At 33.9% G+C, this 21,871-nt stretch carries 13 protein-coding genes and 1 tRNA gene; 5 read left to right on the forward strand and 9 right to left on the reverse strand.

Annotated features, from left to right (window positions below; all coding sequences use genetic code 11):
* The first annotated feature begins 311 nt into the window (after positions 1-311).
* Both ACM9HF_RS17040 and ACM9HF_RS17045 read left to right on the forward strand, forming a co-directional pair.
* On the forward strand, positions 312-620 hold the full coding sequence (locus ACM9HF_RS17040; RefSeq protein ID WP_473618326.1) for a DUF1289 domain-containing protein: 309 nt from the start codon (positions 312-314) through the stop codon (positions 618-620).
* Between the two features lie 107 nt (positions 621-727).
* Positions 728-803, forward strand: a tRNA-Phe gene (locus ACM9HF_RS17045).
* Positions 804-856: 53 nt separating this feature from the next.
* Here the strand turns inward: ACM9HF_RS17045 and ACM9HF_RS17050 are convergent.
* Both ACM9HF_RS17050 and ACM9HF_RS17055 read right to left on the reverse strand, forming a co-directional pair.
* Positions 857-4,339 (reverse strand): transporter substrate-binding domain-containing protein, encoded by a 3,483-nt coding sequence (locus ACM9HF_RS17050; protein WP_473611917.1) that lies wholly within the window; start codon positions 4,337-4,339, stop codon positions 857-859.
* Between the two features lie 3 nt (positions 4,340-4,342).
* Positions 4,343-5,392: an HD domain-containing phosphohydrolase gene (locus tag ACM9HF_RS17055; RefSeq protein ID WP_473611920.1), complete on the reverse strand. Its 1,050-nt coding sequence runs from the start codon at positions 5,390-5,392 to the stop codon at positions 4,343-4,345.
* Between the two features lie 473 nt (positions 5,393-5,865).
* Between ACM9HF_RS17055 and ACM9HF_RS17060 the strand changes: the two genes are divergently transcribed.
* Positions 5,866-7,821 (forward strand): RiPP maturation radical SAM C-methyltransferase, encoded by a 1,956-nt coding sequence (locus ACM9HF_RS17060; protein WP_473611923.1) that lies wholly within the window; start codon positions 5,866-5,868, stop codon positions 7,819-7,821.
* 30 nt (positions 7,822-7,851) lie between these two features.
* Here the strand turns inward: ACM9HF_RS17060 and ACM9HF_RS17065 are convergent, their stop codons facing one another.
* From ACM9HF_RS17065 to ACM9HF_RS17075, 3 genes are all read right to left on the reverse strand, one after another.
* Complete coding sequence (locus ACM9HF_RS17065) at positions 7,852-8,844, reverse strand: C1 family peptidase (protein WP_473611927.1); 993 nt, start codon at positions 8,842-8,844, stop codon at positions 7,852-7,854.
* A gap of 84 nt (positions 8,845-8,928) precedes the next feature.
* On the reverse strand, positions 8,929-9,624 hold the full coding sequence (locus tag ACM9HF_RS17070) for an iron-containing redox enzyme family protein (protein ID WP_473611931.1): 696 nt from the start codon (positions 9,622-9,624) through the stop codon (positions 8,929-8,931).
* Positions 9,625-9,807: an aroma-sacti cluster domain-containing protein gene (locus tag ACM9HF_RS17075; protein WP_473611935.1), complete on the reverse strand. Its 183-nt coding sequence runs from the start codon at positions 9,805-9,807 to the stop codon at positions 9,625-9,627.
* A gap of 210 nt (positions 9,808-10,017) precedes the next feature.
* Between ACM9HF_RS17075 and ACM9HF_RS17080 the strand changes: the two genes are divergently transcribed.
* Positions 10,018-16,212: a response regulator gene (locus tag ACM9HF_RS17080; RefSeq protein WP_473611939.1), complete on the forward strand. Its 6,195-nt coding sequence runs from the start codon at positions 10,018-10,020 to the stop codon at positions 16,210-16,212.
* Positions 16,213-16,249: 37 nt separating this feature from the next.
* Positions 16,250-17,155, forward strand: a complete 906-nt coding sequence (locus tag ACM9HF_RS17085) for a GGDEF domain-containing response regulator (protein ID WP_473611942.1) — start codon at positions 16,250-16,252, stop codon at positions 17,153-17,155.
* A gap of 25 nt (positions 17,156-17,180) precedes the next feature.
* On the opposite strand, the gene ACM9HF_RS17090 is transcribed toward ACM9HF_RS17085, so the two are convergent.
* The 4 genes from ACM9HF_RS17090 to leuB form a co-directional block, all read right to left on the reverse strand.
* Positions 17,181-18,410, reverse strand: coding sequence for a cyclic di-GMP phosphodiesterase (locus ACM9HF_RS17090; RefSeq protein ID WP_473611947.1), 1,230 nt, complete (start codon positions 18,408-18,410; stop codon positions 17,181-17,183).
* Positions 18,411-18,686: 276 nt separating this feature from the next.
* Positions 18,687-19,283: a 3-isopropylmalate dehydratase small subunit gene (gene leuD, locus ACM9HF_RS17095; RefSeq protein WP_473611951.1), complete on the reverse strand. Its 597-nt coding sequence runs from the start codon at positions 19,281-19,283 to the stop codon at positions 18,687-18,689.
* Positions 19,284-19,292: 9 nt separating this feature from the next.
* On the reverse strand, positions 19,293-20,705 hold the full coding sequence (gene leuC / locus ACM9HF_RS17100) for a 3-isopropylmalate dehydratase large subunit (RefSeq protein ID WP_473611955.1): 1,413 nt from the start codon (positions 20,703-20,705) through the stop codon (positions 19,293-19,295).
* 2 nt (positions 20,706-20,707) lie between these two features.
* Entirely contained in the window at positions 20,708-21,802 is a 1,095-nt protein-coding gene (gene leuB, locus ACM9HF_RS17105; RefSeq protein WP_077341540.1) for a 3-isopropylmalate dehydrogenase, read from the reverse strand.
* Positions 21,803-21,871: the final 69 nt, after the last annotated feature.

Below are 21,871 nucleotides of genomic sequence, written 5' to 3' on the forward strand. Positions count from 1 at the left end.
CTTTTTAGTTTGTTTTTAAAGCTATTTTTTATACCGTTCCATAAATAATTTGGCCTTTTTATACAAAGGGTGCTTGGTCTTTTTAACGACTAGAAATGATCAATTAATTATTGGGATTGAAGATCTTAATTACCATCTTGCAACAGATAAGCTGGCATAAGTTAGAGAACTTAGGTAAAAGTATCTATACTCATACCACCTCAATATGCAGTTTCAGGACGTCTGAGGTGGCATGGGTATATGTGTTATAATTTATAGATATCTTTTGATCTTATTATTTATGTCAATTGCGTTAAGGTTCCTATGTGAGTATGCAATTAGAGTTTTTTGATGTTCCTAGTCCTTGTGTTGGAATTTGTCAGTCAAATGACAAAGGTCAGTGTTTAGGGTGTTTTAGAACAAGAGTAGAGCGTCAAACATGGACGAATATTAATTCGGATGAAAAACAAAAGGTTATCAAGCGCTGTATTCAACGTAAAAAACGTTTTGAAAATAAAGTGATAGCCAAAGTTAAAGTAGAAGAAGAAACTAAAGTTGTGCAACCTTCTTTACTTGATCCTCCTGTTAAAAAAACATTAGATACGTCTACAGATTTCGACTTTGACGATTTTGAATTGTAAATCATCAAGTTAAATAAGTTGCTAGCGAAACTAATAACTTATATGATGTGCGCTCTTTTAGAGCTTAAGCATATTTAAATGTTAGAATTGTATTAAGTCGCTAAATTGCCCCGATAGCTCAGTTGGTAGAGCAGAGGATTGAAAATCCTCGTGTCCCTGGTTCAAATCCGGGTCGGGGCACCATATAATATATTTGATATAAAATATAACTAAAGCCTGCATTGATGCAGGCTTTTTTATTTTTGTTCAGTGAATAACATAAATTGATGTAAGTAGTATTTAATTTTATTTATGTCAAATACATCAGCTGCAGCAAAAAGCTCTTGTGCGTATTCTTCTATAGAGTATTCTTCATTTTTTTTCGCCCAAACCTCTAGTTCTTGCGAAAACTTGATAATACCGTTGAGCTGATTATTTTTTTGTAATAGCAGGCAGATTGGAACATAGGTTTCAGTAAGCTCCTTTAATCGTTCTTTATTATGAAGCGCTATCGTTGTAGTGTTATGAGCCTCTTTTTTATTATTTTCACTTGATACAAACACATGATCTAAATGTTTTGTGAGTTCATCAATTAATTCTTTTTGTAATACGGGTTTACGTAGGTAACCATCAAAATTTTCTCGTCGTTGTCGTTCGTAATCACTTCTCATTACCGATGCAGTTAACGCTATTATAGGTAGGTTAGGGTTTGATGCTTTAATGATTTGTGCGGCTTCGTATCCATCCATTCCAGGCATTCTAATGTCCATTAATACTAAGCTAATATTATTGCTATGGGCTTTTTCGACGGCTTCTTCACCGCTTTTAGCTATCAATAGTTGAATAGAAAGAGAAGAGAATATTTCTATTAATAATTGCCTGTTGTCTTCAATGTCATCAACTATCAGTATGCTGGCTCCTAAAAAATCACATTTTTTGGTATCATTATTTTCTTTAGGAGATATGTCTTCGTTTGATAATATTTGTTCAATTGCGTGTAATTTTAAACTGAAGCAAGAGCCTTTATTGAGTATGCTAGTAACCGATAGGTCACCATTCATTAATTCGGTTAGTCTTCTACTAATTGTTAAGCCGAGGCCTGTACCACCATATTTTCTAACGCTTTGTCCTTCTCGTTGATTAAAGCTTTCAAAGATAGATTCTTGATCACTTTCAGAAATACCAATACCACTGTCTTGTACTGATATAATAAGGTTTTCTTGATTATTAGTACTTTTTTCTATTGTTGCTTTTAAGGTAATTAAACCAGAGTCCGTAAATTTAACTGCGTTGCCTACAAGGTTAAAAAGTATTTGCCTTACTCGTGCTTTATCTATTAATAAGTGACGGGGAATATCGTCTGAAACATCAATAATAAAGTCTATGTTCTTACTTTTAATTTTCATTAAAAAGACATTGCCTATTTCATCAAATAATCCGTTTATATTGGTAGGCTCTTTAATAATGGTTAGCTTACCCGCTTCTATTTTAGATAAGTCTAAAATATCGTTAATCAGCATTAATAAAGAGTTACCTGCTGATTGTATGGTGTTGACGAAAGTTTTTAATTTACGATCCGTAATCTGTTCGCTAAGTAGTTCTGTAAAACCAATAATTGCATTCATTGGGGTTCTGATTTCATGGCTCATATTGGCTAAGAATTCTGACTTGGCATTGTTTGCCATTTCAGCTGACAGCTTTGCTTGCTCTAAATTTTCTTCCATAGCGATACGCTCAGTTACATCAACGGCTATGGTTAATAAAACAGGCTTCCTTTTATAGGTAAGGGGAATTACCGAAATCATCATTGAATGTACTGAACCATCATAACGCTTGAAAGGAATCACAAGTTGTTCTATTTTTCCGTGCTTTTTAATTTCCTCGGCTACCGTTTCTCTATCATTCATATTGTGATAGAAATCAGCAATATTTAATTTTTTTATATCGATATTTTTAATATTATTGTCATGTTTAGCTTTTTTGTTCGCTGTAATAATATTGCCGCTAAGATCTGTTACTACAACATGTTGTGGAATATTATCGAGTAAAGCTTTTGTTTGAGTTTCTGCTTCTTTTCTTAAGAGTATTTCGTGTTTAAGTTTTCTATTCCAATAAATGATGAAAATCAGAATAAAAATAAAAACAGAGACAATTTGAGCGATTAACTGATAATCAATTTTAGTGACAAACTGAGAACGTCCCCATTTTTGGGCTATGCTTTGTTTTTCACTGGGGGGAATTTTTTTCAATGCTTTATTTAGAATAGGAATTAATGAAGATAATTCTGGGTTCACTCCAAAAGTGAGTTTTGTTTTAAATTCGGTTGTACCAACCACTCTAATATTGTTTATCCCCATTTCTGATATTAGGTAGCTAACTTGAGGTAGTGTGCCGAGAAAAGCATCTACTTTACCTGTGGATACAGCTGTTAAACCATCAGCTACGGTGTCTACTTTGTTAAATGGAATATAGGGATAGCGATTTAATATTTGATGGGTGTTGCCGTAATCTTTAACGATCGCTATTTTTTTTGATTTGATGCTATCAATATTTTCAATAAACCTTTGTTTACTTTTCATCACGATAACAATTGGGCTGGTAAGGTATTGTTCGGTAAATTCTAATTCGTTAGATAAAAATGTTTGTTCGGTTGTTGAAATAAGCCCTATTTCCCCTGATTTAGCCAGTGCAACCGATTCAGCCCAAGTATTTGTTGGTATGTATTTAAACGTTATATTAAGGGATTGGCTTAAAACATTTAAGTAATCAGACACCATTCCAATGTATTGGTTATTTTTATCTTTTGCTTCATAAGGCAACCAATGTGGATCACCTGCAAATGTAATAATAGGATGTTTTAGTAACCATTCTTTTTCATCTGTTGTGAGGTATTCTGTTGTTGAGTGCTTTTTTGGTTTATTACTTAGCCAACGTTGAGAAATGTTCTTTTTGTCACTTTCAGTAATTGCTAATAACCCTTTATTAATAATGCCTGCGAGTGTTTTATTTTTTTTCAAAGTAACAATGTGAATAGTGTGCATACCAATTGAGCGGGTTGATTTAAAGGGGACTATTGTATTTATACCTTCTTTTTCAAGTGTATAAATAAGGGCTCCGTAAGTATCGTAAAGTATATCTGCACGGCGTTCTAAAACCGCATCTATAGCTTCTCCAAAGGTATTAACTAAATAAATATTTATTTTGGGGTAATGTTTTTGCAATATTTCTATATGAGCATAGCTCTTAGGAATAGCGACTGTTTTACCATTTAGGTCTTGAATTGATTCAGCTTTTACAGATTGATGAATAAAAAAATAATCTAATGCTTCGAAGTAAGGTTGAGAAAAATTTAAGTATTCTTCACGTTTTTTTGTGTGGTATACCGCTGGTAATAAGTCTACTTCACCGGTTTTTATTTTAGCTAAATTATCGTCCCAAGTTGAAATCGAAATATTAAATGTTAAACCTGTATATTTTGTAATAAGTGATAGGTAATCGTTAGATATTCCTTGATGTTTACCTGAATCGTCAGCGAAATTAAAAGGTGTCCAATCCTTTGTTCCACCCACATTTACAACAGGGTTTTGTTTTATCCATAACAGTTCTGAAGGGGTTAGTATTTGATTATAAGTTGTGTGTTGTTCGGTGTTTTTTGTTTTATCGGTATTTTGAGCAATTGAAAAGGAACTAAGCAAGTATATACACAATAAAAAGTGAGTGATTAAGCTTGTTTTTTTCATTCGCTAGTTTGTTCCTATAGCAATAAATTCATCTAAATGCTCAATAAAAATATTAACCAGCGCGGGATCAAAATGAGAGCCAGACTGTGCTTGTATGTAAGCGACGGCTTCATCAATTGGCCAACTGTCTTTGTACTTGCGTTTATGAGTTAATGCGTCAAATACATCGGCTAATGCGACTATACGACCATATATGTGTATTTCATTGCCTTTAAGGCCTCTAGGGTAGCCACTACCGTCCCATTTTTCATGATGTTCATAAGCTATAATCCCTGCAGATTTAAATAATCGACGATGAGATTTTTTAAGAAAATCTTTTCCTCTTTCTGCATGGGTTTTCATTATGTCAAACTCGCTTTCTGTGAGTTTTCCTGGTTTATGGAGGATTTCTTCTGGAATAGCTATTTTGCCTATGTCATGCATGGGAGATGCGTGGAAAAGAATAATTTCGTCTTCTTCCGTTAAACTTTCAGTATAATGTGCTAATAGCCTGCATGACTCTGCCACACGTTTAATATGTTGACCTGTTTCATCCGATGTTAATTCCATCATTTCCATTAAAATGTAAATCATTTCACGCTGATTTTCTTCTAACTCGTTCGTTAATCTTTCTTGTTGAAAACCTGCCTTTACAGTTAACTTAATATTGGTTTGTTTTAATAAACTTTTAGCGCGGTGTAGTTCTAAATGATTTTTGACACGACAGAGAATTTCTTCAGCGTGAAAGGGCTTTATTATGTAGTCGGCACCGCCTAATTTGAAACCTTTAGATATTGAGTCTATATCGGATTTAGCGGTGAGAAAGATAATAGGGATATCTTTATGTTCTTCCATTAGCTTAAGCTGACGGCATACTTCAAATCCGTCTAGTTTGGGCATCATAATATCTAACAGAATAAGATCAAACGTTTCATGTTTGATGAGTTCAAGCGCTTCAAAGCCGTCAGATGCGAAAGATAATAAATAATTTTCTTCTTTTAAAATATTCATAGCCACTTGAATATTTTCAGGTACATCATCAACAATAAGAATTTTCATGTCTTGTAAATCCATTATTCTCAACTCCTTGTTATTGACATGCATAAATAAGCGGGAAGGGAATAGCTTATTTACTAATTTTTATATTTAAAAATTGCTTGTTATCTAAACTATAGCAGGTTTTTTGTACAGTAAAATCTAGATCAAGTTTTATCATGATCTTATTTTTATAAAAGGCATTATATCTTGTTAACTTCATGACTAAATTTTATAGTGAATATAGATAACCCGAATTCGGGATAAGCAATTATGCCTAATATTGCTATTTAATCACCTAACGTCGTTATTTTTATTGCTAATAGCCAGCTATTAGTCAATAAAAAATGCCTTGTTAAGCGAATAAATTTCAACATTAGGAAGCTAATAACGTGTTATTTGGATAATATTTATTTATGTTTATCATCTTTTATTTATAAATCAGTAAATTACAAAATCCATTATCCCGAGTTCGGGTTAAATTATATGTTCATGATATTAAGTCGTTTTATATGAAAGCAGATATTTGTTTGATCAGTATGCCTTATACCTCTCTTAGCACGCCTTCTTTGGCATTAGGTGTACTTGAAAACTATATTAGTCAGTATGGAAATACGGTGCATTCAGTTTATGGGAATTTAGAGTTTGCTAAAAAAATAGGTTTGGCAGAATACGAATTTATTAATAATGCTTTTAATGATTATTTGATAGGTGAATGGACTTTTTCTCAATCAGCATTTCCGCAACACGACTTAAAGGATGAAGGTTTTTTCGCACTATTTAGAGATTTAGATAAGCCTAAAAAACAAATGTTGTTATCTATTAGAGATAGCGCTACAAATTTTATAGACGATATGGCCAAAAGTGTTTTAGCTAAACAGCCGAGAATAGTAGGGTGTACGTCAACATTTCAACAAAATTGTGCGTCTTTAGCTTTACTGAGAAAAATTAAAAATGCAGATCCTTCTATTATTACTTTAATGGGAGGAGCCAATTGCGAAGGTGTTATGGGGCAAACCATCAGTGAAGAATTTACTTGGGTTGATTATGTTTTTTCTGGTGAATGTGATGATGTTATTGGCGAGTTTATTGATAAATTAGTTAAAGGTGATTCAATAGATAACCATAACCTACCTTATGGGTTTATTACCCAAAAAAATAAAGCTATTTTTACTGATGCTTCTACAAAAAAAAAAGCCCCCCGAGCGCATATGGAAGATATGTCGCTAGTGTCTTCGCCTATTTTTGATAGCTATTTTAATACGTTAAATAATCTTAATTTATCTGAATATATTTCTCCGGGGTTATTAGCTGAAACATCCAGAGGATGCTGGTGGGGAGCTAAACAACATTGTACTTTTTGCGGTTTAAACGGTGGAAGCATGGAGCATCGTTCAAAACTACCTGAAGTAGCTATTGAAGAAATGGACTATTTATCCACGCGATATAATGTGAACAAATTTTTTATTGTGGATAATATTCTCCCTGTAGAATATATGAACAGCGTACTACCAGAGCTTGCCGATAAATATGAATATAATATTTTTTATGAAACCAAAGCTAATTTAAAAAAAGGCCATGTAGAAAAACTCGCTAAAGCCGGTATAAAGTGGATACAGCCTGGTATTGAAGGATTACATGATGACTTTCTTAAAATTATTAAAAAAGGTACGACGGCTATTCAAAACGTTGCGGCTTTAAAATGGTGTAGAAGTTACGGTGTGAGGGTAACGTGGAATTTATTATGCGACGCTCCTTTTGAACAAGCATCGTGGTACGATGAAATGGCAGAATGGTTACCTTTGGTATCGCACTTACACCCACCTTTCGATCAAATGGCAAAAATTTGTTATCACCGTTTTAGTCCCTATTTTAATAATCCTGAACAGTTTGGTTTAACATTAGAGCCCACTAAAAGTTATCAGTATGTTTATCCGCTATCAAAAAATAAACTCTTTAATTTAGCCTATTTTTTTATTAAGCAAACAGATAACACACAAGGGATCTATACCTTAAACTTTACTTTTACATCTGAAACTGCAGCTCATGAAAAAGTACAAAATATCTTAAATGACTGGAGCAACTCTTGGTTAGAAGGGGCTTTACCTATGTTATTTATGGTTGACCAAGGGTCACAAATAATTATTATGGATACGCGTAAAGTCGCAACAAATTTTACTCATATACTTACGGGGTTAACCGCTACTATATACAGAATGATTGCAGAGCCAACACCTAAAGCAAGGTTGCTCGTTAAATTGACTGAGTATTATCAATCAGCAGAAGAAACATATACTGAAGAAGCATTAGAAGAAAGCATTGATTTTTTAATTAAAAATCATTTAATGATCCATTTAAGTAAATGTTATATGTCACTCGCTTTTATAGGAGAGTCAGCAGAGATGCTAGACAATCAAGATGCACCTAGCGGTTGTATTGATTTAGTTAAAGCGGCGAATGAATTATAAGGTTTCTCCAATAATATTACGTGTTTATCGTTACAAAGAAGATAAGCACCAATAGCTAAAAGTGTTATCAACTTCACCTTCAGCCGTATCGTAGCGGCTTAAAAAAAACAGATAAGGGATATAGCAATAGCCATTATCGCCAAAGGTATCACCGTACGAGTTTCTTACTATGAACACTTCTTTTTCATCATCAAAACCAACCGCTAACATGGCATGACCACCTAACCTAATCTCGTTTTTAGCTGGCATAGTCATTACGCCGTTATTGGTGATAAGAAAAAAACTTTTAGGTACCATCATACCAAAAATAAACGGTATACCTTTTGATAACGATAATTTTAGCTCGGTTAAATCATCCTTTACTGATAATTTGCAATAACGAATAATTTTGTATTGGTTTGCTTGCGCTATCGCTTTTGTAGAAGGTTTCTCGGTGATTGCTGCGTGTATTTCGGTTGCATTTTCTTTTAAAACTTTGGCTACTTCTAATTGAACATCTTGAAATGTTCCGGTTTTAACTACAGAGGCAATACTGCTCGGGTAGGCCATTTCAGGATAAGGCCATAGCGGTTCAGAACATACACCGTGTTTGTTTAAAACTTTAATGCCATCTCGAATAAAAACAGGTTTGTTGAAATCAACTTCGTTTGCTAATACGCGTTCGTGGTAATAAATAAACATAGGTGATGCGTTTAATGATTTTGCGGTTTGCTTAAGTTGATCTTTATGAATAGCGTTGGTATTTAGTAATGATCTATTTTCGTTAACAAAATAGAGTTCAGCGGCAACCGACAACGCACAAGCAGAGCAAGAATTTAATAACCCTTGATTAATTATGGGGGAATTTAATAAATGGCGTAAATCAACTTTTTCATGAATATGCTCAGCTATTTTAGTTTTTAATTGAACAGGACATGAAATATGAGAATAAGAGGAAGAGTTTTCTCCATGAAGATCACAAAAAAGGTGATCTCTATGATCATAACAATCAGGCTGTACCGTCGTTTTATATAACGCTTCCATAATATCTCTTCAATTATTGATTTTTTTGTATAAAAAAACCTTAATAACATGATTAAGGTTTTTTAAACTCATACCCATTTAAAATTACGTGCTTTTAGGTGCAGCTCTGCAAACATCTTCCATCACTAAAGCCACATAACGATAGGTTTGAAATGCGCTCATTTCAATGGCTCTAAAATGCGCTTCAGTTAGTGGTAAGCTGTTAATTGTATTTATTATATCTTGCCCATGCTGGCTGTCGATAACCGCATGCTCTAAAATAGTACTAAAACCTTCAGCGGGTAATCCTGATTTTTCAATTAAGCTATTAACATATTCAACGGTTGGGTGATTAACTTCTAAACAAGCTATATACCCTAAAAAGGCGATAGGGTGATGGTGGCGAATTAAATAATATTGTGAACCAACTAAAGCTGAAACATTGGAAGGAGGAATACGTGAAAAAATTTCTTCACGTGATACACCTAATTTTTCTAAATCGTTAACATACCATTGATCATGATCTGTTTCTTCAGCAATATGTTTTTCCATATACTTTATTAATGGTGCACAAACAGGATCATTTTCTATTGTATTTGCGCAATTAATAACTTCCTCCATCAATGGAACGGTTGCTCTAGCGACCATTTGATTGATAAATATGTGCTCTATACACACAGAAGGATGTATTGCCAGCTGAGTAAATTGGTTATTTATATCTGCAGCTCTAGCACTTAAAAAGCTTAAGTTAGCTTGTAAACGTTCAAAGTGAGTTGTTCCCTTATTTATTTTACCTATCACTTAAAGAATAATCCCAACGGGCTGACCACTTTGGTTCTGAATTTTTTTATTAATTGATTTTAAATGATCTACTTCTTCTTGAGATAATTGGTTTATCGCATTGACGTGATCTTCATGTAATCTATCTTTATCCAAAGCACCAGCTTCATGAAGTTGCTCAACATTGGTTTTTGTATTAGACATGTTAATTCCTTGTAAAATTATTGTTTTTTTTAAGTTATTTAAAGTTATTCAGTTAATTACGTTAACAGAATAAGGAATAAAGGTAATTGTTGTCAATCATTGATATTGATCGATAGTTCTTTTGTTATTTAATAAATATTGCCTTTACAAAAGATGATTTTTATTCACAAAATAAGCTATTAATATAAATTAAAAAAATTAATCAATTTTATGAATTCATCTAAATTCAGTTTCTCTAACATTTATATCATTCTATTTTTATTTCTTTTTACTGCTATCAGCAACATTGCACTCTCTATAGAAATATCTAATAAACAATTTTCTCACTTTTCATTAGAAGACGGTTTATCACAAGCGACAGCTCAAACAATGCTTTATGATAGTCAAGGTTTTTTGTGGGTTGGAACCACAGACGGTCTAAATAAGTATGACGGTTATCAGTTTAAGGTGTACAGACATAATCCAGATGATAATAAGTCAATATCAAGTAATGATTTGATATCAAGTATGGAAGATTCTGCTGGTAATTTATGGTTTGGAACAAACGGGCAAGGTATTACTTTATTTGATAAAAAGACTGAAGGCTTTACACATTTTAAATTTTTAGAAAATGAATCAACAAGTCTCAGTCATGGTGTAGTTAAGTCCATTGCACAAGACAAAAAAGGGGGGCTTTGGTTTGGTACTAAAAAAGGCTTAAACCATCTAATACGGCCATCTGATAAATTTATACATTTTAATCAGCCCCTAGAAAAGGGTATTAATGCTTCTGATTTAGATATCAATTATCTATTACCTGACAATAATAAAATTTGGATTGCTACGGCTAATAGTGGTCTATTTTATTTTGATTTGATTAACCAATCTTTTACGGCTATCCCAGTAGATAATGTTAGTTCTACTATTACCTCAATGGTTAAGTTTAACGATACTCAAATTATGTTAGGCACTGATGATGGGGTTGCCTTTTTAGATATTAATTTACTCAAAGTTATTGCTCATAAACCTTTATCTATTTTAAAAGCTCAATACATTAGTTCGCTCTTATTAGAAGATGATAACTTATGGATTGGCACTAAAAGTGGAGGGTATGTTTATAATGTTAAAAGTAAATCTCTCAGCCATTTTACTCATCAAGAAAATAAAAACAAAAGCTTAAGCCATGCAGAAATAACAACATTAACCAAAGATCGATTTGGAGGCGTTTGGGTTGGAACTTTTGTAAAAGGATTAAATCGTTTTGATAGATCTACTATACAGTTTAACCATAGCAATATAGAAAATACCAGTTTATCAAGTAATATCGTTTTAAGCTTTTTAGAGAAAAAAAATAGATTACTTATTGGCACCTATGGTGGGGGGTTAAACATATATGACAGAAAAAGTAATACTTATGAACTCCGTAAAACAATAATAGATAACACCAATAGTATTTCAAGTGATGTTATAACTGCGTTAGTTGCCGAAAATGATAATACTTTCTGGGTAGGTACTATTGGGGGAGGAGTAAATAAATTTAATATAGTTGAAAATACTATGTCTCATTATGTAAATACTCCCGATAATTTAAAAAGTTTAAGTAATAATAATGTATTAACTCTATTTAAAAGTAAAACTGGAGAGTTATGGGTTGGAACTTGGGGAGGAGGACTAAATAGATTTGACTATGAAGGCGATTATTTTAAACGTTATACCCATGAAGTAAATAATAAAAACAGTATATCAGATGATAGTATTTGGGCCATTTATGAAGACAATAATGGTTTTTTATGGCTGGGTACAGAATCAGGAGGGCTAAATAAATTTGATCCTCAAACGAATATATTTACGCATTATTTGAATGATGTAAATAATAAGAAAAGTTTAAGTCATAATTATGTTCTTTCCATTCTTCAAGCTAAAAATGGCACTTTATGGATAGGGACAAAAGGAGGGTTAAATAAATTTGATCCTATATCTGAGTCTTTTATTCATTACAGAGAAAAAGATGGTTTAGCTAATGACAGTGTTGTAGGGATTATTGAAGATCTTGATGGCAATTTATGGCTGAGTACAAATAAAGGACTTTCGAAGTTTAACCCTAAAACAGAACGTTTCAAGAATTATGATAATAACGATGGGGTGCAACATACTGAATTTAATGCATTAAGTTACTATAAAAGCAATAGTGGCGAGATGTTTTTCGGTGGTGTAAATGGCTATAATCATTTTTATCCAGAAAATATAAAAGATGATACAAGCATACCTCAAGTAGTGTTAACTGATTTTTTTCTATTAAATAAACCCGTTAAAATAGCTAATAAGCATCATTTATTAAACGACACTGAATTAAATAGAATAAGATCCAATAAAACAAAGCAACCAATAGAAGAAGATAACTTTTCTTTACCCGCCGCTATCAATGAACTAGATGAATTAACGTTAAGTTACCACGAAAAAGTGATCGCTTTTGAATTTGCTGCACTCCATTTTGCTGAACCTATGAACAATCAATATGCCTATAAACTTGAAGGTTTTGATAGTGAATGGATTTATACCGATGCTAAAAACAGAAGGGCAACTTACACCAATATACCGGCTGGTAATTATGTATTTAAAGTTAAAGCCAGTAACGGTGATGGATATTGGAATGAAGAAGGTAAAACGATAAAGCTCAACGTTTTACCGCCTTTATGGGAAACTTGGTGGGCTTATACGTTATATCTTTTCGCTATTTTAGGGATTATCTTTTTCCTTATTTACCGCCAACATATTAAACATCTACGAGAGCAAGCTATTAACATTCGTTTAACCCGCGTAGATAAGCTTAAAGATGAATTTCTAGCAAATACTTCACACGAGTTACGTACACCGTTAAATGGTATTATTGGGTTGGCCGAGTCGCTTATCGATGGCGTTGCGGGTAAGTTACCCGACAAAGCAACGCACGATTTATCTATGGTTGTATCTAGTGGCTATCGTTTGTCTAACTTGATCAACGATATTTTAGATTTCTCTAAATTAAAAAATCACAGCTTAACTTTGCAAACAAAACCCATTGATTTATGCAGTATGGTTAATGTTGTTATTGCACTTTCTAAGCCTACAGTAAAAAACAAAAAACTTTTGTTAGTTAATAATATATCTGCAGATTTTCCGCCTGTTATGGCGGATGAAGATAGAGTACAACAAATATTATTTAATTTGATCGGCAATGCTATTAAATATTCATTAAGTGGAGAGGTGACCGTATCTGCTAATGTAATTGGTAAAAAAGCTTTTATACGTGTTAAAGATACGGGGATTGGGATTGAAGCATCAGAGTTAGAAAGTTTATTTGACTCGTTTAAGCAAGCTGAGCACACAGAACTAAAATTAGAAGGTGGAACGGGGCTTGGCCTAGCTGTTACAAAGCAGTTGGTTGAATTGCATGGCGGCTCTATAGAGGTAAGCTCAATACCATTACCTGATGAAAACCATGGAAGTTGTTTTAGTTTTTATCTCAATTTAGCCAGTAAAAAGGAAAAAGAATTAGCGGGGGAAAATCTAAAGGAGGTAAATGCATTAGAGCAACCGTTGAACGTTTTACAGCCTTTAGACGATGAAATAGATTACTTTTTTAATATGAGTGACTTCGATTTATCTTCAGACATAATAGATAAAGAAGACCGCACGTTTAGCATACTTATCGTAGATGATGACCCAATAAACCGTCAGGTTTTAGCTAACCATTTAATGCCTAAAGGTTACCAGCTAACTCAAGCTATAGGCGGCCAACAAGCACTTAATGTTATTGAAAAAGAGAGCGAGAACCTATCATCAGGGCAGCGACCATTTGATCTTGTATTACTTGATGTCATGATGCCTAAAGTGGATGGGTATCAAGTTTGTCAAAAAATAAGAGAAACTTATTCTGTTAATGAGCTGCCGATAATATTCTTAACAGCAAAAAATCAGGTAGCTGATTTAGTCGAAAGTTTCTCAGCTGGCGGTAATGATTATCTAACCAAACCAATATCAAAATATGAACTGTTATCTCGGGTAGAAACACATTTGAAATTACTCGATATTAATAGAGATTTAGAACGACAAGTAAAAGAACGAACATTAGAGCTAGAGCATGCAATGGAAGCTAAAAGTGACTTTCTTGCAAAAATGAGTCATGAAATTAGAACTCCAATGAATGCTATTATTGGTTTAAGTCATATCACCTTAAAAACTGAGTTAGATAAAAATCAGCGAGATTTACTTGAAAAAACTCAAGATGCTTCCCACGCTTTATTAGGGCTTATTAATGATGTTTTAGATTTTTCAAAAATTGAAGCTGGTAAAATGGGCGTTGAATGTATCCCTATGACAATAGATACCCTCATCAGAAAAGCCAATAATATCTGTGCCTTGCGCGCTCATGCTAAAGAATTAGAATTAGTGGTTCAAGTACATAAAAATGTACCAGAACAAATAAAATCAGACCCCGTACGCTTACAACAAATATTGGTGAATTTAATTGGTAATGCGATTAAGTTTACTGAGCAAGGGCATGTTCATATTGAGGTTAAGCTGGTTGACGGTGATCGTATGCCAGTAATAACTCATCCCATTTATAATAATGAAATTGATATTAATAATTTACACATGCTTGAATTTAGTGTGTCAGATACCGGTATCGGAATTAATAAAGAATCAATTGAACAATTATTTAAATCATTTTCTCAAGCTGATAGTTCTATTACTCGTAAGTACGGGGGCTCTGGATTGGGCCTATCTATTTGTAAAGAATTAGCCGCTCTTATGGGGGGGAATATTTGGGTTGAAAGTGAAGAAGGTAAAGGAAGTAAGTTTAGCTTTACTGTGGCTTTTGAAGCACTTGAAAATTCAATCTTCGCGCCTCAAAACTTACACTTAATGGATGAATTGAAAATATTGGTCGTGGACGATAATCCTATATGTTTAGATATTATTAGCGATGCGTTAAGTGAATATAATTGTAATGTGAGTATGACTAACGATGCAGTTAGCGCATTACAATTATTAAAAGAGCAAAATCTAGCAGGTAACCCGTTTGAGATTGTTATTACTGATTGGAAAATGCCAGATGTTGACGGGATCGAGTTCGCTAAAATAATTAATCTAGAGCCTGATTATTATCATGTAAAAGCGGTGTTGATGGTAACCGCTTTTGATAAAAACAAAGCAATACCTATGGCTCAATCTGCGGGTATTGATGGCTTTATAGAAAAACCTGTTACTCCTACTTTATTATTAGAATCTATATTAAATGTACTTAAATTAACGCCTGAGCAACGTGTTAATTGTTTAGATGTGTCAAAAGTAGACTATTCAAATAAGCATATTTTATTAGTTGAAGACAATGAATTAAATCAACAAGTTGTTTTAGGCTTTTTAGAAGAAACAAAAGTAAATATAGATATAGCTAGTCATGGAAAAATAGCATTAGAGAAGTTAGCCAATAAAGCTTACGACTTAGTATTTATGGATGTTCAAATGCCAGTAATGGACGGAATAACGGCTACTCAAGAAATCCGCATTCAAGAGCAATTTAAAGATTTACCTATTATTGCAATGACAGCACATGTTGTACCTGAGGAATTGAATAAATGTTTCGATGCCGGTATGAATGAGTACTTTACCAAACCCATAGATCCTAAAGCATTAATATCGTTACTTGCTAAATGGTTTAGCGTGCCAGAATCTTCATATATACCTGTTATACAGGAGGATTCTTTAATTAAATCAAATATTACAGAGCTTCCACAAACCGAGCAAACACCGCACGATAAATTTATAAAGAATTTAACTGCGTTAAAAGTACTAAATGCAGATAAAGCTTTAACAAAAATGGAGGGGAGAGAAGAGATATTTAAAAAAATTGTCATTGGTTTTTATCAAAGTGCTCCCGATACCTTAAAATTAATTGAGCAGCAGTACAATGAACATTTATATAAAGATCTTTATATTACGATCCATTCTTTAAAGTCTAACGCGGCGTATATAGGTGCATATGTATTGTCTGAGCTTGCAGGTGAGTTTGAATTATTGTTAAGTAGCTATAACCCTGAGCTTAAGCTGGAGAAAACAAGTCTTATTGATATTGAAAAGTTGGTTAATCAAGTGTGCGCAGAGTTAAATATTATTTTGTTAGCTTGTTCACCTATTGTGGATGAGTATTTAAGTGCTTCAAAAGTAAGTTCAGAAACATTATCGGTACAAGACATTAGTTATAATATGCTAAAGTTATTAAGAGAAGAGAATGCTGAAGTAGAAGATTTATTACCTGAGTTTATTCAGTCTACTCGCAACACTGAGTTTGAAATTGAGGCGAACAATATTGTTGATTATATTGAAGATATTGAGTACTCGAAAGCGATAACCCGTGTAAACTCTTTGAGAGAAAAAATGCTTTGAATTTAATAACCCATATCAATGTGAATAAAGGTCAATTTTGGAACAATCAATTTTAATTGTAGATGACGACAAGTCGAATAGAAAAATTTTAAAAGACTTACTACAAGAGCAAGCTAAAATTATTTTTGCTAAAAATGGTATGCAGGCTATAGAGCTGGCTAAAAAACACTTACCAGACTTAATTTTACTGGATGTGATCATGCCTGATTTATCTGGTTTTGAGGTGATTGATGTTATTAAAAAAACACCTGAAACTATGAATATCTCGGTAATTTTTATTACCGGTTTAGCCAATAATGATGATGAAGCTAAAGGGTTTGATTTAGGTGGTTGCGACTACATTTATAAACCCTTTAAACCTAATATTGTTATTGCTCGTGTCATGATGCATTTAGAATTAATTAATCAACGTAAAATACTTCATGACATTGCCCATTTAGATGCGTTAACTGGTGTTTTTAATCGTCGTCAAATGGATGTAGTACTTAAAGATGAGGTTGTAAAAAATCAAGCTAATGAAGCAACCATGATGATAGCCTTGATTGATATCGACTTTTTTAAATTATATAACGATAACTATGGCCATGGAGCGGGCGATATAGCATTAAAGCAGGTGGCTACAGCGTTAAAAGAAGCTTGTACTTGTAGAGAGTACTTTGTAGCTCGTTATGGAGGTGAAGAGTTTGTTGTTATTTTTCCAAATTGCAATATGACGTCAGCACGAGAGCTGATCGAAAAAATGATGCAAGCTATTCATTTAAAAGCGATAAAACATGAATATTCAAATGTTGCTGAACAACTTACATTAAGTATTGGTGCTGTTTTACTTAATGGAAAAAATTCAAAACTTACGGAACTTGAAGCATTAAATAAAGCTGACGAATTATTGTACGACATTAAATCTAACGGCCGTAATAGAATTAATATCGTCCCTCTTAATTAGTTTTTTGGAGCCTGCCAATAAAGCACTAATCAATAAAAGCATTTTTGAAAAACTTCATCAGATCTAAATTAAATTCTTCAGGCTTAACACAACTTTCTATTTGGTCGTTGTATTTGGGTTTACTTAAATCTAACTCTTCCATTGTTATGACTTGATTTAAACGAGTATTGTAAAAAACACGTACAAAAGGATTAAGTGGTTTGTTTTTATTTAGCTGACTGATTAGCCCAACCTTACCACTGTTTAATTTTACTAGGGTACCTATAGGGTAAAGTCCTAAACATTGAATAAACTGCTCTACTAATGCTTTATCATAACTATTCGGCGACTCACTAATCAGAATTTTAAACGCTTTTATTGGATGCATTCCTGCTTTATAAACTCGTTCTGCTGTCATAGCGTCGTAACTGTCAACAATAGCTATCATTCGTCCATAAACAGATATTTCTTTAGCTGCGAGTTTGTATGGGTAGCCTTTGCCATCTAAACGTTCATGATGCTCTTTAACCACTGACATAACGATATCTGGAAGGTTTGGTGTGTCTTCAAGTACCTTTACACCCAGTAATACATGAGTTTTCATTATTTCGTATTCTTCGTCAGTAAATCTCCCAGGTTTATTTAATATATTATCAGGAATAAGTACCTTACCAATATCATGTAAAAATGCTCCTAAAGCTAATTCTTCCATCACTTTACGTTCTATATTCATGTGCTTGCAAAGTATAGTCATTAGTATCGAAACATTAAGCGAGTGCTCAACTAGATAGTCACCTTTAAACCTTAAACGAGACATACAAGAGAGGGCGTCTTGATTTCTAAATATTGAATCAACAATTGCGTTTGTACTTTCTTGAACTGCATCAGTATCTATAACTTTATTTAACGTAATATCGTGTAATATTTTTTCTTGTAAGAGTTTGGCGTTGTGATAAAGCTTGTTAGCTGTTTTTATTTCGGTATCGAGAGAAGTTGTCGATTCTTTAATAACTTTTTGGGGTGACGTTACTTCAGATGAGGCAATGTTATTCTTGTTTTTTTCTTCATCTTGTTTGGTTCTAGATGGATCTATTACTACGTAGTTAACATGAGATTTTTTCAGTTGCTCAATACTCGACTCTTTTAATATGTAGCCTTCAGATTTGATATTAACATCTTTATTTTTAGTAAAAATAGATAAAACATACATACCAATTTTTAATTGGCTTAAGGGGATTTTTTTTTGTTTTTCTAACACACTATCTGAGTTTGACATTTAAAATCCTAATTAAAACGTTTTAGTTATTATGAAACGAATCTTATTAATAAATAGGTCAATTCATAATAAATTAATTATTAGGTCAATTATAGTTCATGATTGATATTTTTGTGATGGAATTACTGTTGTAATTTAGTTGAGGAAAAATAGGGAATTATTATATGTATCAGGTTATTGTAAAAAGGCAACGTATCATTATAAATGAACGTTGCCTTTATTTATTTGTAGGGTATTACTCTTATTTTCTAAGCTAATTAATCATTGGAATTGTTATTAAGCCCAGCTTGGACGTTTAGACTCAAAGTCTTCAATCATGTCTATTTTGTTTAATGTCCAGCCAACACTATCAACACCTTCAGCTAAGCAATACTTGTGGAATGTATTCATCTGAAAGTTAAAAGTTAAATCGCCACATGAAACACTTTGGCTAGGAAGATCAACCGTAATATTGATGTTGTTAGCTTCTGCTGCTTCAAATAACTGCTGAATTTCATCATCAGTTAATTTAACTGGCACAATGCCTATGTTGATGCAGTTACCGTAAAAGATGTCAGCAAAACTTGGTGCGATAATTACATCAAAACCAAATTCTTGTAATGCCCATGGAGCATGCTCTCGACTTGAACCACAACCAAAGTTTTCACGTGTTAATAATATACTCGCCCCTTTATATTGCGGGTAGTTTAAAACAAACTCAGGATTTTCTTGTGTGCCGTTATTGTCTAAATAACGCCAATCATTAAATAAATGCTGACCAAAACCTATACGTTCTGTTTTTTGTAAAAATTGTTTTGGGATAATTTGGTCGGTATCTACGTTAGCCATATCTAACGGAGCAACTAAACCTGTATGTGATGTAAATTTTTCCATTATTTGCTCCTATTTAGCATTAAGGTCAACAAAGCGACCTTCAATTGCGGCAGCCGCTGCAACTTCAGGGCTAACTAAATGAGTACGACTATCACGACCTTGGCGGCCTTCAAAGTTTCGGTTTGATGTAGAAGCACAGCGATCACCAGGCTCTAAACGGTCATCATTCATACCTAAACACATTGAACAACCGGGTAAGCGCCATTCAAAACCCGCATCAATAAATATTTGTGATAAACCTTCTTCTTCTGCTTGTGCTTTTACGCGGTATGAACCCGGTACAACAATAGCATCAACAGTATCAGATACTTTTTTATTCTGTTTCGCGTAATCGCTAACGATACTGGCTGCAGCGCGTAAATCTTCAATACGTGAGTTAGTACAAGAGCCTATAAATACTTTATTAACGGTGACATCTGTTAATTTAGTACCTGCAGTTAATCCCATGTATTTTAATGCTTTAACACAAGATTCTTTTTCAACAGGGTCAGAAAAGTCGTCAGGAGATGGAACAACAGAATCAATCGATGTTACTTGTCCTGGAGTTGTCCCCCAAGTCATTTGTGACTTGATGTCTTCACCTTTTAAGGTTAATACATGATCAAATGTTGCATTATCATCTGTTTTTAATGTTTTCCAATAAGCGACAGCCTCATCCCAATCGTCTAGTTTCGGCGCGTATTCTTTATGTTGTAAGTAATCAAATGTTGTTTGATCTGGAGCTATTAAGCCAGCTTTAGCACCGAATTCAATACTCATGTTACAAATGGTCATACGCTCTTCCATGGTTAATGCTTCAATAGCTTCACCACAGTATTCAACAACATAGCCCGTTGCACCTGCTGAACCGGTTTTACCAATAATGGCTAAAATAATATCTTTAGCGCTAATACCTTTGCCTACTTTACCTGTTACTTCAATTTTCATGCTTTTAGCACGGTTTTGACGTAGTGTTTGAGTCGCTAATACATGTTCAACTTCTGAAGTACCAATACCAAAAGCTAATGCGCCAAAAGCACCATGTGTTGCTGTATGCGAATCACCACATACAATAATTTGACCTGGTTGAGTAATACCTAACTCAGGCCCCATTACATGAACAATACCTTGGTTTTTATGGCCCATACCAAAAAGTTTGATGCCGAACTCTTTACAGTTTTCTTCTAAAGTTCGTAACTGGTTAGCGCCCGCAGGACCAGCAGCATCAATATCAGCTTTACGCGTTGATATGTTGTGATCCATTGTTGCTATGGTTTGCTGAGGACGACGAACAACGCGGTTATGAAATTTTAAGTTAGCGAAAGCTTGTGGAGTAGTCACTTCATGAATTAGATGACGATCTACATATAAAAGTGGTGTTTCACCTTCTTTGCTTTCAACTAAATGTTGAAAATATAATTTTTCGTATAAAGTAGTTGCCATGATTACTGCTCCTTAATGTTAGCGCAGATGATTTCACCCATCTCCGCGGTAGTTTTTGCTGTAGCTGTACTTTCAGGTGTTAATAAATCACCGGTTAAGTAGCCGTCGTCTAATGCTTTTGATACGGCTTTTTCGATAGCTTGTGCAGCATCACCTTGGTTAAGGCTATAACGTAGCATAAGTGCAGCAGAAAGAATTTGTGCAATCGGGTTAGCAATACCTTTTCCTGCGATATCAGGAGCACTACCGCCTGCTGGTTCGTACATACCAAAACCTTCTTCGTTTAAGCTTGCCGAAGGTAAAAGCCCCATAGAGCCTGTGATCATTGCGCAAATGTCTGACAAAATATCACCAAAAAGGTTAGAACAAAGCATTACGTCAAACTGTGCCGGGTTTTTAACTAATTGCATAGCGGCGTTATCAACGTACATATGGTCTAATGCAACGTCAGGGTATTCTTTAGCAACATCTAATACCACTTCGCGCCACAATACTGAAGCTTGTAATACGTTTGATTTATCAATAGATGTTACTTTGTTATTACGTTTTTGCGCTGCTTTAAAAGCTAAGTGAGCAATACGACGTATTTCTTTACGCGAATACACCATAGTGTCGTAACCGTATTCGTCTTCACTACCGGCTTCGCCAGCACGACCTTTAGGTTCACCAAAGTAAATGCCACCGGTTAATTCACGCATAACTAGAATGTCAAAACCTGTGCCTGAAATATCAGCACGTAAAGGTGAAAGATGCGACATAGCAGAAATTAAGCTAGCAGGGCGCATATTACAGAACAAACCGAAATGGCCACGTAAACCTAATAATGAAGCGCGTTCTGGTTGTTCAGCAGAAGGTAAGTTTGCCCATTTAGGACCACCTACAGAGCCGAATAAAATAGCGTCAGCTTTTTCACACCCTTCAATAGTACTTTTGGGAAGTGCTTGACCGTCATTGTCGATAGCATAGCCACCCACATTATAATCGTTCAAGGTAAGGTCGAAATTAAATTTTTCAGCAACGGTTGCTAATACTTTCTTTGCTTCTGCCATGACTTCTGGGCCGATACCGTCACCAGCTAATATTGCTATGTTAGACATTTTTTACCTACTTTATTTTTACTTAATTTGTGAACTTACTACGGCATTGTTGTGCTTAATGTTTGAGTA

This window comes from Colwellia sp. RE-S-Sl-9 (assembly GCF_048296855.1).
Taxonomy (GTDB): Bacteria; Pseudomonadota; Gammaproteobacteria; order Enterobacterales; family Alteromonadaceae; genus Pseudocolwellia.

What these genes read in the sequence shown, in the direction of transcription:
- ACM9HF_RS17040 (WP_473618326.1), top strand. Translation starts at nt 312, where the DNA reads ATGCAATTAGAGTTTTTTGATGTTCCTAGTCCTTGTGTTGGAATTTGT.
- ACM9HF_RS17050 (WP_473611917.1), bottom strand. Translation starts at nt 4,339, where the DNA reads ATGAAAAAAACAAGCTTAATCACTCACTTTTTATTGTGTATATACTTG.
- ACM9HF_RS17055 (WP_473611920.1), bottom strand. Translation starts at nt 5,392, where the DNA reads ATGGATTTACAAGACATGAAAATTCTTATTGTTGATGATGTACCTGAA.
- ACM9HF_RS17060 (WP_473611923.1), top strand. Translation starts at nt 5,866, where the DNA reads ATGAAAGCAGATATTTGTTTGATCAGTATGCCTTATACCTCTCTTAGC.
- ACM9HF_RS17065 (WP_473611927.1), bottom strand. Translation starts at nt 8,844, where the DNA reads ATGGAAGCGTTATATAAAACGACGGTACAGCCTGATTGTTATGATCAT.
- ACM9HF_RS17075 (WP_473611935.1), bottom strand. Translation starts at nt 9,807, where the DNA reads ATGTCTAATACAAAAACCAATGTTGAGCAACTTCATGAAGCTGGTGCT.
- ACM9HF_RS17080 (WP_473611939.1), top strand. Translation starts at nt 10,018, where the DNA reads ATGAATTCATCTAAATTCAGTTTCTCTAACATTTATATCATTCTATTT.
- ACM9HF_RS17090 (WP_473611947.1), bottom strand. Translation starts at nt 18,410, where the DNA reads ATGTCAAACTCAGATAGTGTGTTAGAAAAACAAAAAAAAATCCCCTTA.
- leuD (WP_473611951.1), bottom strand. Translation starts at nt 19,283, where the DNA reads ATGGAAAAATTTACATCACATACAGGTTTAGTTGCTCCGTTAGATATG.
- leuC (WP_473611955.1), bottom strand. Translation starts at nt 20,705, where the DNA reads ATGGCAACTACTTTATACGAAAAATTATATTTTCAACATTTAGTTGAA.
- leuB (WP_077341540.1), bottom strand. Translation starts at nt 21,802, where the DNA reads ATGTCTAACATAGCAATATTAGCTGGTGACGGTATCGGCCCAGAAGTC.